At 71.8% G+C, this 11,944-nt stretch carries 11 protein-coding genes; 7 read left to right on the top strand and 4 right to left on the bottom strand.

The window, feature by feature from the left end; translation table 11 throughout:
• Window positions 1-144 precede the first annotated feature (144 nt).
• On the bottom strand, window positions 145-804 hold the full coding sequence (locus JOD60_RS00120; protein ID WP_076691695.1) for an alpha/beta hydrolase: 660 nt from the start codon (window positions 802-804) through the stop codon (window positions 145-147).
• 97 nt (window positions 805-901) lie between these two features.
• On the opposite strand from JOD60_RS00120, the gene JOD60_RS00115 reads away from it, so the two are divergent.
• The 5 genes from JOD60_RS00115 to JOD60_RS00095 all read left to right on the top strand — a co-directional run bounded on the left by JOD60_RS00115 (window position 902) and on the right by JOD60_RS00095 (window position 6,012).
• Window positions 902-1,579 (top strand): NUDIX hydrolase family protein, encoded by a 678-nt coding sequence (locus tag JOD60_RS00115; RefSeq protein WP_076691694.1) that lies wholly within the window; start codon window positions 902-904, stop codon window positions 1,577-1,579.
• Window positions 1,576-2,394 (top strand): AlbA family DNA-binding domain-containing protein, encoded by an 819-nt coding sequence (locus JOD60_RS00110; protein WP_076691693.1) that lies wholly within the window; start codon window positions 1,576-1,578, stop codon window positions 2,392-2,394. The genes JOD60_RS00115 and JOD60_RS00110 overlap by 4 nt, the downstream gene beginning before the upstream one ends.
• Window positions 2,395-2,505: 111 nt before the next feature.
• Window positions 2,506-4,470, top strand: coding sequence for a M3 family metallopeptidase (locus JOD60_RS00105; protein ID WP_076691692.1), 1,965 nt, complete (start codon window positions 2,506-2,508; stop codon window positions 4,468-4,470).
• A gap of 104 nt (window positions 4,471-4,574) precedes the next feature.
• A complete protein-coding gene (locus tag JOD60_RS00100) occupies window positions 4,575-5,831 on the top strand; it encodes a DivIVA domain-containing protein (protein WP_232321649.1) in 1,257 nt (418 codons plus the stop codon).
• A 40-nt stretch (window positions 5,832-5,871) separates the two neighbouring features.
• A complete protein-coding gene (locus JOD60_RS00095) occupies window positions 5,872-6,012 on the top strand; it encodes a hypothetical protein (RefSeq protein ID WP_157127985.1) in 141 nt (46 codons plus the stop codon).
• A 53-nt stretch (window positions 6,013-6,065) separates the two neighbouring features.
• Here the strand turns inward: JOD60_RS00095 and JOD60_RS00090 are convergent, their stop codons facing one another.
• Window positions 6,066-7,145, bottom strand: a complete 1,080-nt coding sequence (locus JOD60_RS00090) for a threonine aldolase family protein (RefSeq protein ID WP_076691690.1) — start codon at window positions 7,143-7,145, stop codon at window positions 6,066-6,068.
• 167 nt (window positions 7,146-7,312) lie between these two features.
• On the opposite strand from JOD60_RS00090, the gene JOD60_RS00085 reads away from it, so the two are divergent.
• The gene (locus tag JOD60_RS00085; protein WP_084202060.1) at window positions 7,313-8,770 is read left to right on the top strand and encodes an MFS transporter; all 1,458 of its coding nucleotides are present in this window, start codon (window positions 7,313-7,315) and stop codon (window positions 8,768-8,770) included.
• A 106-nt stretch (window positions 8,771-8,876) separates the two neighbouring features.
• On the opposite strand, the gene JOD60_RS00080 is transcribed toward JOD60_RS00085, so the two are convergent.
• A complete protein-coding gene (locus JOD60_RS00080; protein ID WP_076691689.1) occupies window positions 8,877-9,545 on the bottom strand; it encodes an SDR family NAD(P)-dependent oxidoreductase in 669 nt (222 codons plus the stop codon).
• A 216-nt stretch (window positions 9,546-9,761) separates the two neighbouring features.
• The gene (locus tag JOD60_RS00075) at window positions 9,762-11,147 is read right to left on the bottom strand and encodes a DUF6421 family protein (RefSeq protein ID WP_076691688.1); all 1,386 of its coding nucleotides are present in this window, start codon (window positions 11,145-11,147) and stop codon (window positions 9,762-9,764) included.
• 70 nt (window positions 11,148-11,217) lie between these two features.
• Here JOD60_RS00075 and JOD60_RS00070 point away from each other — a divergent pair, with 70 nt between their 5' ends.
• Complete coding sequence (locus tag JOD60_RS00070) at window positions 11,218-11,667, top strand: Lrp/AsnC family transcriptional regulator (protein ID WP_076691687.1); 450 nt, start codon at window positions 11,218-11,220, stop codon at window positions 11,665-11,667.
• Window positions 11,668-11,944 lie beyond the last annotated feature (277 nt).

Genomic DNA, 11,944 nt, shown 5'->3' with positions numbered 1-11,944 from the left:
GGCGTCGAAACCCTTCAACGGTCTTCCTCACACTCGGGACGGGGACCGGCACAGTCTACCGCAACACTCCCGGGCGGATGCCGGCGCACACCCCGCGGCGCGCGAGTCGATCGCCCGGCATCCCTCGGCATTCATCCCTCTGCGTCAGGGCCGCTGTGCGGCCAGCTGCTTCTCCAGGAAGGCGCGCACGTCGACGAGCTCCTCCTGCGACACGCTGTGGGTGAGCCCCGCATAGACCCGGCCGCTCAACTCGACATGATCGGGAAGCCACTGGATCGTGTGCTCGACCCGAGCCGCCGGGATCACCTCATCGCGGGCACCCCGGCCCCAGAACACCGGCGGGCGCACCTCGGCGAGGTGCTCGTCGGTGGGCAGGGCCCCGCTGTCGACGTACCCGGCGAGGTTGACCACGAACGCGAATCGGTCCGGCTGCAGTCGCAGCGCCTGCAGCGCCACGGCGGCCCCCTGCGAGAAGCCGAGCAGGCCGACCGTCCCTTCAGCCGGCGTCGCCGCGTCGAGCCAGTCGATGAGGCTCCGCGCGGCGGTCGTCACCGCGTCACCGCCGGGCGCATCCAGGCCCTCGATCGGATACCACGACCAGCCGGGCGTCGGAAAGGGCGGCGACAGCGGAGCACGCACGGCGGCGACCACGAACTCCGCCGGGAGAAACGGCGCGAGCCCGAACAGGTCGCGCTCGTCCGAGCCGTAGCCGTGCAGCAGCACGAGCAGCGGGCGACCCGCGCGCTCGTCGGCGGGAGCGGACCAGAGCACGGCATCGGCATCCACGGGCACCATCTCACTCATCCGCCCATCTTCTCAGCAGCGCCCGACACCGCGCGGTGGCCCTCTCACCACCGGGACGGTTCGCGTGCGCGTCGCCGCACCGGGGTATACATGGAGCATGGCCGTTCGCACCCCCGACCCCGACCCGAACGAGCAGGGCGACGACGGGACGCCCCGCGACCCGCTGGCGGGATTCGGGTCCTCGCTCGGCCAGGGCGGGCGCCCCGGGCATCCCGTCGGGGACGGCTCCTTCGGCTCGCCGACACCCGGCAGCGCCGCGAATCCCGGCTGGCTGACCGAGATCGAACTGGCTGAGGCGCGGCGACGGCTGCCCATCCTCTACGTCGAGGCCGTGCCGGTGCGCACCGACGGGGTCGGTACGGTCACTCAGGTGGGTGTGCTGCTGCGCGCGACGCCGATGGGGGAGATCACGCGGTCGATCGTGTCGGGGCGGGTGCGCTACGGCGAGACCGTGCGTGATGCGCTCTTCCGCCACGTCGAGAACGACCTCGGGCCGATGGCCTTCCCCCAGCTGCCGCCGCAGCCGGTGCCGTTCACCGTCGCGGAGTACTTTCCGATCCCGGGCATCAGCGCGTTCCACGACGACCGGCAGCACGCCGTTTCGCTCGCGTTCGTCGTCCCCGTGACGGGCACCTGCGAGCCGCGCCAGGATGCTCTCGAGGTCACGTGGATGACTCCGGAGGAGGCGTCGTCGGCGTCACTGGCCGAGGAGATGGAGGGTGGCCGCTCGACGCTGCTGCGCCTCGCCCTGGCGAGCGTGGGTGCGCTGCGGTGACGCCGCAGAGCTCCGCCCTCGTCGAGTTCGCGATCGCTCTCCCGCTGACGCTCCTCTTTGCGTTCCTCATCGCGGTGGTGCTTCGCCGCCTTTTCGGCGCGCGACTGTCGCTGCCGGTCTCGATCATGACGATCGTGTCGCTCGTCGGCGTCAGCGTCGGGCTGCTGATCACCGGTCTTTTCTTCTACGGACAGCGATTGTGGATGCCGACGACGCTCATGCTGGCGGTCGGATGCAGCCTGGGACTGTCGCTCCTGGTCGCCGCCGTCGCCGCCCTCGTGCGCAGCGACCCCGGCGGCGTCGACGTCGCCGCGCTCATCGCGGCTGGTGAGAGCGAAGGCGTGGAGTTCAAGGAGACCGCCCGCTGGAACGTCCGCGAGGACAAGAAGGACCCGCGGATGGAGCAGGTGGTGGCGAAGACGGTCGCCGCCTTCCTCAACAGCTCCGGCGGCACGCTCGTCATCGGCGTCGACGACGCCGGGCGAGCGCTCGGACTCGACCGCGACTACGCGACGCTGCGCACCCCCGATGCCGACCGATTCGAGCTCTGGCTGCGCGACATGCTGTCCACCAGCCTCGGCAAGAACGCCGCAGCGCTGCCCCGCATCCGCTTCGCGGACATCGACGGTCACGAGGTCTGCGCCGTGCGGTGCCCGCGCTCGCCGGAGCCGGTGTTCGTCGCGCAGGGCGGCAGCACCGATCTGTGGGTCCGGGTCGGCAACTCCACGCGCGCATTCGGCGTCGACGAGGCCGTCACCTATGTCGCCCGCCACTTCAAGCCGAGCCTCGGCGACCTGCTGCGCCCGCGCCGCTGACCGCTCGCGCCCCGCGAGACGGCACATCCGCGACGAGACGGGACGCCACGCGTTCCGTCTCGTCGCGGATTCCCCGTCTCGGCGATCGGGTGCCCGCGTAGGCTCGAGCTCATGACCACGCCCGAGCCCCTCGCCTTCCCGACCGACCCGGCCGGCTGGACCGCCTTCGCGACCGAGCGGCCGACGGCGGCGGTTGCTGTCGTCGCCGACGTCGACGCCCGGCTGGTGGCCGGGACCGACCTCGACGCCGCCGCGCGGCTGGAGCTGTGGAACGACGCCGAGATCGCGCTCCTCGCAGCCACGAACGAGTCTTACCTGCTCAGCGAGGCCCATCCGGATGCCGCGGTGCGCGCGATCGCTGAAGAGCAGGTCCAGCGGCTCGAAGCCCTCTCGGCATCCCGCCTGCTCGACCGCGATCTCTTTCAGGCGATGGCCGCCGCCGACGCCGCTGCCGAACCCGCCGACGCCGCCGCAACCGCCGCCGACCTCGACGACCAGCAGCGGCGCCTGCTCGCGAAGGTGCTCCAGGATTTCCGCCGCGGCGGCGTCGACCTCCCCGACGCCGAGCGCGAACGCGTGCGCGAGCTCACCGACCGCGACACGGAGCTGAGCCTGACCTTCTCCCGCAACATCCGCGACGGCCGCCGTGAGATCCGCGTGACGCCCGAGGCGCTCGCGGGGCTGCCGCAGGACTTCCTCGACGCGCATCCCGTCGGCGACGACGGCCTCGTCGTGCTCACGACCGACTACCCCGACCTCATGCCGGTGCGCGAGTACGCCCGCGACCGCGCCACCCGCACGGCGATCGTCGCCGCCTACAACGACCTCGCCTGGCCGGAGAACGACCCCGTCCTGGCCGAACTCCTCGCCGTCCGCGCGGAGCGGGCCGGTCTGCTCGGCTACGGCGACTGGGCCGACTACGAGACCGAGCCGCGCATGATCGGCGGCGGCGGCAAGAACGGCGGGCGCGCCATCGCCGAGTTCCTCGACCGACTGGACGAGGCCTCCGCCGACGCCGCGCAGCGCGAGTACGGCATCCTGCTCGCGCGCCTGCAGCAGGACGACCCGGACGCCACCGAGGTCACCATCGCCGACCTCTTCTATCTGCTGAGCACGCTGCGCGGCGAGCGTCACGACGTCGACGCGCAGCTCGTGCGCTCCTACTTCCGCTTCGACCGCGTGCTGCCGGGACTGCTCGCCACGACCGGCCGCCTGCTCGATGTCGAGTACGTGCCGGTCGACGTCCCCACCTGGCACGCCGACGTCCACTCCTACGATGTCGTGCGCGCCGGGGCGCGACTCGGCCGGATCCACCTCGATCTGCATCCCCGTGACGGCAAGTACACGCACGCCGCCTGCTTCGGCCTGGCGCAGGGCGTGGCGGGGCGCGTGCTCCCCGAGGCCGTGCTGCTGTGCAACTTCGCGCGGGGACTCATGACGCACGACGAGGTCGTGACGTTCTTCCACGAGTTCGGCCACCTCGTCCACGACATCCTCGGCGGCGCGCAGCGCTTCGCCCGCTTCACCGGCGTCGCGACGGAGTGGGACTTCGTCGAGGCGCCGAGTCAGCTGCTGGAGGAGTGGGCGTGGGATGCCGGTGTCCTCTCGAGCTTCACCGCCAACGCCGACGGCGAGCCGATCCCCGCCGACCTCGTCGAGCGGATGAAGGTCGCCGACGGCTTCGGTCGCGCCCTCGAGGTGCGCCGCCAGCTCGGTCACGCCCAGGTCTCCTACCACCTGCACGTGGACCGGCCCGCCGACCTGCAGGCGGCGACCGAGCACTGGTACGACGCGACGAGTCCGGTGAAGCCGCTGCGCGGGCGGCACCCCTACGCCGGGTTCGGTCACCTCACCGGCTACGGCGCCTGCTATTACACGTACCAGTGGTCCCTCGTCATCGCACGCGACCTGCTCTCGGGCTTCGGCGGCGACCTCATGAACCCCGACGCGGCCGCCCGCTACCGCCGCGAGATCCTCGAGCCCGGCGGCAGCCGGGACGCCGCCGATCTGGTGCGAGCCTTCCTCGGCCGGGACTACGGATTCGACGCCTACCGGGAGTGGCTCGCCGGGCGCTGAGAACCCGCCCCGCTTCCGGTATCCTTCCCCCTGTCGGCTGCCCGAGCCGACGATCCCCCACCCGGAGTCGCCCCCGCGCCGCCCGCGCCGAAGCGGAGACCCCCGTGTCCCATGTGCCGTCCGAGTCCGACCAGCAGCCCACCCGCGACGACAGCGCCGACACGTCGCCGTTCGACGAGCTCATGGCAGGACCTCCCGCCGCATCCGGGTCGTTCACGACGACCTTCCGCGGCTACGACAAGGCCGAGGTCGACGCCGCGATGGCCGAGCTCACCGCGGCCCGCAGCGGTCACTCCGAAGAGCTCGCGCAGCTGAAGGACAAGTACCGCCGCGCCGTCGCGACGATCAAGACCCACCTCGCCACGATCGACGATCTCCACTCCCGCGTCGCCGCGCTCGAGGCCGACCTCGCGGTGGAGGCCGCCAAGGCCAGCAATGCCGAGGAGAAGGTCGCGACCCTCAGCGATGAGCTGGTGAACGCGGCCGACGAGTCCACGAAGGGCCGAGAGCGGTTCGAGGAGGTCCTCCGCGTCGCCGAGGAGCAGGCGAGCGTCATCATCAAGAACGCGAGCGTACAGGCCGACCGGCTGCTCGAGGCTGCGCGTGAGGAGATCGCGACCCGGCGTGCGCAGGCCCAGGCGGATGCCGATGTGCTGCTGTCGCAGGCGGAGTCCGACGCGCAGCAGGCCCGGCTGCGCATCGAGACCGAGCTGACCGCGCACCAGGCGCAGCTTGAGCGCGAGCGCGCCCACGCCGACGAGAAGGTGACGCAGGCCGAGCAGGAGGCCGCCGCGATCCGCACCGAGGCGGAGAAGGGTGCGGCGGCGCTGCGCTCCCTCGTCGCGCGCGAGACCGAACAGGCGCGTGCCGAGGCGGAGGAGGCGGTGCGCGAGCAGCGGATGCGCGCGCTGGAGTTCGAGGAGTCGCTGACCCGCCGCCAGGACGACGCGCAGCAGGAATTCCTCGTGCTGCACAACCAGGCCGTCGCCCACGCCGAGCGCATCACGCAGGACGCCAACGACCAGGTGGCCGCCTCGCTCGAGCACGCGCAGCGCATCACGGCGAAGGCCGATGACTTCGACAAGCTGATGCGCGCGCAGTCGCAGCAGCTCGAGGCGGATGCGAAGCTGCGCGCCCGCGAGATCCTCGACCGCGCCGGCACCAAGGCGCAGAAGATCATCGACACCGTGACGGCGCACTCGCAGTCCGTCCTGCGCGACGCGGAGGACCGGACGCGGCAGCTGCGCTGGCAGCAGCAGCAGCTGACGAGTTTCATGAGCGAGGTCAAGGAGCTGATCCGACCGGATGCCGCGGCCCCGGCATCCGCCGACGACGCCGCGGAGGCACCCACCGCGGACTGACGAGCTCGGCCGCACCGGGGTCGGCGCCAGCCGCGCGCTCGTGCGCGGGCAGGTGCTGCCCGGCGTCTCGGTGTGGGACCTCGTCTCAGCCGAGGGCGAGGAGCGCCTCTACGTCGTGGTGCCCGGCAACGTCGGCGGCCCGGAAGCCCTCATCGACGTGCTCGCCGCGCTCCGCCGCTGATCGCGGCGCGGCGGGGCGGCGGCCGGGATGGGCCCGCCGCGGCGGGCCCGGCGTCAGGTGAGGCGCGCGAGCTCGGCGACGAAGGCGTCGACGTCGTCCGCGGTGGTGTCGAACGAGCACATCCAGCGGACCTCGTTCTTCGCCGCGTCCCAGTCGTAGAACCGGAACGCCTTCCGCAGCTCATCGGCGACACCGTCGGGCAGCGTCGCGAACACCCCGTTGGACTGCGTCGGCTGGCTGAAGGCGACGCCCGAGATCGACCCATCGGCAAGGCCCGCCTCGACGCCGGCGCGCAGCCGCTGCGCCATCGCGTTGGAGTGCCGGGCGTTCCGGAGGTACAGGTCGCCGTCCGGATGGCTTGAGGGCTCGAGCAGGGCGATGAGCTGCGCCGAGACGAACCGCATCTTCGAGCTCAGCTGCATGTTGAGCTTGCGCAGATACGTCAGACCCTCGGATGCCGCGGGGTCGAGCACCACGACGGCTTCCGCGCCGAGCGCCCCGTTCTTGGTGCCGCCGAAGCTGAGCACGTCGACCCCGGCATCCGTCGTGAACGCGCGCAGCGGCAGATCGAGCGCGGCGGCGGCGTTGGAGATGCGCGCCCCGTCCAGGTGCAGCCGCATGCCGCGCGCGTGCGCATGGTCGGCGAGCGCGCGGATCTCGTCGGGCGTGTACAGCGTGCCGAGCTCGGTGGACTGCGTGATCGACACGACGAGCGGCTGCGCGCGGTGTTCGTCGCCCCAGCCCCACGCCTCGCGGTCGACGAGGTCGGGCGTGAGCTTGCCGTCCTCGGTCGGCACGTTCAGGATCTTGATCCCCGCGACGCGCTCGGGTGCCCCGCCCTCGTCGACGTTGATGTGGGCGGTGGATGCCGCGATCACCGCGCCCCAGCGGGGGAGCATCGACTGCAGCCCGGTGACGTTGGCGCCGGTGCCGTTGAACACCGGGAACGCCTGCACGCCCTCGCCGAAGTGGTGGGCGAACACCTCCTGCAGGCGGGCGGTGTACGCATCCTCGCCGTAGGCGATCTGGTGGCCGTCGTTCGCGGCGGCGATGGCCGCGAGCACCTCGGGGTGGACGCCGGAGTAGTTGTCGCTCGCGAAGCCGCGGACGGCCGCGTCATGCAGGGTGGTCACGGCATCCAGCCTACTTTCCGCGTCGCCGGCGGGCGCTTTCGCGGTCGTGGGTGGGTGCGCCTCCGGCGTCGCGGGTGGGTGCGGCTTCCGCATCGCGGGTGGGTGCGGGTCCCGCGTCCTCGCTTCGCCCCGTATCGGATGTCGGCGGTCTCCCGTACCCTCGCCGTATGTCCGAGCCACCGGCATCCGCTCGCACCGTCCCGCCGCACGGCATGCGCACGTTCGTGCACGTGCTCGTCAACACGGCCGTGGCGAACATCACCACGAGCTACCTGTGGTTCGCGCTGACGTTCTGGGTGTATCTGCAGACGCGGTCGGTGCTCGCGACCGGCATCATCGGCGGGGCGTACATGCTGCTGCTGGCGATCTTCGGCATGGTGTTCGGCACGGTCGTGGACCGCCACCGCAAACACCGGGTGATGGTGCTGTCGGCGCTCATCACGCTCGCCGCCTTCATCCTGGCCGCCGCGCTGTACCTCGTGCAGCCTGAGTCGGCACTGCTCGATCTCGGCGGCCCGTGGTTCTGGCTGTTCTCCGGCATCATCCTCGCCGGCGCCGTCATCGAGAACCTGCGCAACATCGCCTTGTCGACGACGGTGACGTTGCTCGTCCCCACCGAGCGCCACGCCAACGCGAACGGCATGGTCGGCACTGTGCAGGGGCTCGCGTTCCTCGTCACGAGCGTCTTCTCCGGCCTGTCGATCGGATTGCTCGGCATGGGATGGACGCTCGTCATCGCGGTGGCACTGACCGCCGTCGCGCTCGTGCATCTGCTGATGCTGCGCGTGCCGGAGGACGAACCCGAGCGCGACCCCGAGGCGAAGTTCATCGATGTGCGCGGTGCGGCGGCGGCCATCCGTGCGGTGCCGGGGCTGTTCGCGCTCATCATCTTCTCCACGTTCAACAACCTCATCGGCGGCGTGTACATGGCGCTGATGGATCCGTACGGGCTGACCCTGTTCCCGGTGGAGTGGTGGGGTGTCGTGCTCGGCGTGACCTCGACCGGGTTCATCGCGGGCGGGGCGATCGTGGCGGCGAAGGGGCTCGGCCGCAACCCCATCCGGACGCTCTTGATCACGGTCATGGTGATGGGTCTCGTCGGAGCGCTGTTCACGATCCGCGACTGGTGGTGGGTGTACGTCCTCGGGATCTGGATCTACATGGCGCTCGTTCCGGCGGTCGAGGCCGCCGAGCAGACGGTCATCCAGCGCGTCGTGCCGTTCGAGAAGCAGGGGCGCGTGTTCGGGGCGGCGGCGGCGATCGAGGTGTCCGCGGCGCCCATCACCTCGTTCCTCATCGCGCCGATCGCGGAGTTCTGGATCATCCCGTACATGGAATCCGACGCCGGACGCCGCACCTGGGGATGGCTGCTCGGCGACGGCGTCGGCCGGGGGATCGCCCTCGTGTTCCTGTTCGCGGGGATCATCATGATCGTCATCGGCGCCCTCGCGTTCGCGACCCGGTCCTACCGCATCCTCTCCGCCGAGTACGCCGTCGCGCCGACGACGCTCGAGGGTGACGAGGGTGCTGCGGGTGCGGGTACGGGGGCTGGTGCTGCGGGGACCATTTCGCCGGCGTCGGCAGCCCAGGTTCGCGGCGGGTCCGCGGACCAGCCCGGCTCGTAGCCGCGGGCCCCCCTCCCGCCGGGGCTGTGGGGTTGGCTGGGCAGTTGTGGTGGTTTCCCGCCCGGGGTAGCAGCCACGACTGCCAAGGGAATGCGCGGCGCGGCGCCTACGCCCCGAGGGTGATGACCTGGTCGTTGACGGCGGACGCCTCGGCATCCCACAGCCCGACGAAGGCGGCGGCGAGATCGTCTTCGAGCCCCGCGAGACTGCGCACCCGAAAGATGACGGATGCCGCGCGCAACGCCGCGGCCGAGGCGCCGGCATCCGCGGCCTTCGCGAAGCCCTGCGCCATCGCGCGCGCCCAGGCCTCCTCGGCGGCTTTCACGGCGGCGTAGTTCGCGCCGCCGGCGAGGGGACGCGCCACCGCGGTCGACGAGACGATCGCGGTGCGCGCGGCGGGCGCGGCGACGAGATCGTCCCAGAACGCCCGGCTCACGTGCCGGAGCGCCGTGAGCCCTCCCTCGAGTGCGCGGTAGTCCGCGTCGCTCTGGCCCGCGATCCCGCCGCCCCCGCGCCACCCGCCGACGAGGTGCAGGATGCCGTCGACGCGCACCCCGTCCGCGCGCAGCGCCGCCGAGAGCGCGGCGACGGCCGCCTCATCGGTCAGGTCGCACACGGCCGTCCGCGCGCCGAGCGCGCCTAGCGGGCCGAGCCGCGCGGCATCCCGGCCGACCGCGACCACCGTCGCCCCGGCGGCGCGCAGCGCTCGCACCGCGGCATCCCCGCTCGCGCTCGTCGCCCCCGCCACGAGCACACACCGCCCCCGCACGCTCACGTCCGCCCCCGCGCCGCCGCGGCCGCGGCGCGAAGCCCCTTCGCCGACTGCGCCCGTTGCCGCCGAGACAGCCCCTTGTCGCCGTGCCATAACGGGCCCCCTCGGCGCGAAGGGGCCCGCTCGGCGATGGCGCTCGGCCTGCTCCCCGCGGCCCCCGCCGCCCCGGCCCCCGCCCCCGCAGCCCGCGCCGCCGCCGCGGCCCCCACCCCGGCGGGCTCAGGCATCGCGACCCGTGATGCCGCGGGTGGAAGAGATGACCTCCCGCATCTTCTTCTCGAGGGCTTCGAAGAACATCGACAGGGGGAACTCGTCGTCCATCACGGCATCCGTGTACCCCTTCGGCGGCCCGGCGAGCACGTCGCCCGGCAGGCCGCGCGCCCACTGCGACGCCGGGTGCGGGGTCAGCACGCTGCGCACGAGCTCGTACGCGGCGAGCCAGTGCGCGACCTTCGGCCGGTCGATCGACTCCCAGTACAGCCGGTCGATCGCGTCGCCGAGCGCGACCACCGCCGCCGGCACCTCGTCCCAGTCGAAGGCGAGCGCGGTGTCGGTCCAATGCAGCACGCCGCGCTGGTGCAGCCACGCGAACAGCAGCTGACCGCCGAGCCCGTCGTAGTTGCGCACGCGCGAGCCGGTGATCGCGAACCGGAAGATGCGGTCGAAGATCACGGCGTACTGCACGAGCCGCGCGTGCTCGCCGATGGCATCGTCGCGCGCGCCGAGCGCGACGCACTCGCGGAACGCCGTCAGGTCGCACCGCAGCTCCTCCAGCGAATAGAGGAAGAACGGCATCCGCTGCTTGATCATGAACGGGTCGAACGGCAGATCGCCCCGCATGTGCGTGCGGTCATGGATGAGATCCCACATGACGAAGGTCTCCTCCGCCAGCTGCTGGTCGGCCAGCATCCGCGCCGCCGGTTCGGGAAGCGCGAGCTTCGTGATCTCGGATGCCGCGGCCACCACGCGCCGGTACCGCGCCGCCTCCCGGTCCTGGAAGATCGCGCCCCACGTGAACGCCGGAATCTCGCGCATCGCGACCGTCTCCGGGAACAGCACGGCGGAGTCGGTGTCGTAGCCGGGGGTGAAGTCGATGAACCGCAGCGAGACGAACAGCCCGTTGGTGTAGGTCTGCTCGAGCTCCGCGATGAACTCGGGCCAGATTACTTCGCACAGCACGGCCTCGACGTGGCGGTCGCGCGACCCGTTCTGCGTGTACATCGGGAACACGACGAGGTGCTGCAGGCCGTCGACACGGTGCTGCTGCGGTTGGAACGCGACGAGCGACTCGAGGAAGTCGGGCACGCCGAGGCCGGAGTCGACCCAACGCTCGAAATCGTGGACGGATGCCGAGAGGTATTCGGCATCGTGCGGGAACAGCGGCGTCAGTGCGCGGATCGCGCCGACGATGGTCTCGATGAGGGCGCGGGCCTCGTCGTGGGAGTCGGCGTCGGCGATCGACCCGTCCTGCGCCTGCAAGTCCTGGAGGGCGGTCGCGGCATCCTTCAGCCTCAGCCAGGCCGGCTGCTGCGCGATCGGAGTGCCGTCCTCGACGACCTCGGGCTCCCCGATGATGGCCGCGCGGGCGGTCGTGATCATGCTCATGTGAACCTCCGATCCTCGATTACAGGAATATTTACGGCGTCGCCGTCTTCTGTCCGATATTCTTCCATGTATGGAAGATGCTGTCGACCAGCGGATCATCGCCGAGGTCTCCCGCGACGGGCGGGCCACGCTCGCCGACCTCTCGGCGGCGGTGGGGCTGTCGGTTTCGGCCGTGCAGGCTCGGCTCAGGCGCCTCGAGGCGCGCGGCGTCATCGTCGGCTACCGTGCCGTCGTCGACCCGGAGCAGGTCGGCCGCCCCTTGGCGGCGTTCATCGAGATCACCCCGCTCGACCCCGCGCAGCCCGACAACGCCCCCGAGTTGCTCGAGCACCTCGATGCGATCGAGGCGTGCCACTCGATCGCCGGCGACGCGGCGTACATGCTGCTGGCCCGAGTCGCCTCGCCGCGCGCGCTGGAGGACCTCGTGCGCGACATCCGCCTCGCCGCGAACGTCCGCACCCGCACGACCGTGGTCCTGCAGACCTTCTACGAGCACCGCCCCGTCGTCCCCGCGGCCTGACCACCGACCCCATCTCGCCGCATCCGCCGCCGAGGTCGCCGGTTGCGCGCCGAGGTTGCCGGTTTGGTGCCGAGGTCGCCGGTTTGGTGCCGAGGTCGCCGGTTTGGTGCCGAGGTCGCCGGTTTGGTGCCGAGGTCGCCGCGGCGACCTCGCGGCCGGAGGGACGACCTCGTGGATGAAGCGGCGACTTCGTGGAGGACACGGCGACCTCGCGGCCGGAGGGACGACCTCGCGGGCGAAGCGGCGACCTCGCGGGCGAAGCGGCGACCTCGCGGCC

Source organism: Microbacterium aurum (genome assembly GCF_016907815.1).
Classification (GTDB): Bacteria; Actinomycetota; Actinomycetes; order Actinomycetales; family Microbacteriaceae; genus Microbacterium; species Microbacterium aurum.
The sequence above is the reverse complement of the archived record's forward strand: the minus strand, read 5'-3'. Positions and strand labels throughout refer to the sequence as shown.

What these genes read in the sequence shown, in the direction of transcription:
- JOD60_RS00105 (WP_076691692.1), top strand. Translation starts at nt 2,506, where the DNA reads ATGACCACGCCCGAGCCCCTCGCCTTCCCGACCGACCCGGCCGGCTGG.
- JOD60_RS00120 (WP_076691695.1), bottom strand. Translation starts at nt 804, where the DNA reads ATGAGTGAGATGGTGCCCGTGGATGCCGATGCCGTGCTCTGGTCCGCT.
- JOD60_RS00070 (WP_076691687.1), top strand. Translation starts at nt 11,218, where the DNA reads ATGGAAGATGCTGTCGACCAGCGGATCATCGCCGAGGTCTCCCGCGAC.
- JOD60_RS00075 (WP_076691688.1), bottom strand. Translation starts at nt 11,147, where the DNA reads ATGAGCATGATCACGACCGCCCGCGCGGCCATCATCGGGGAGCCCGAG.
- JOD60_RS00115 (WP_076691694.1), top strand. Translation starts at nt 902, where the DNA reads ATGGCCGTTCGCACCCCCGACCCCGACCCGAACGAGCAGGGCGACGAC.
- JOD60_RS00085 (WP_084202060.1), top strand. Translation starts at nt 7,313, where the DNA reads ATGTCCGAGCCACCGGCATCCGCTCGCACCGTCCCGCCGCACGGCATG.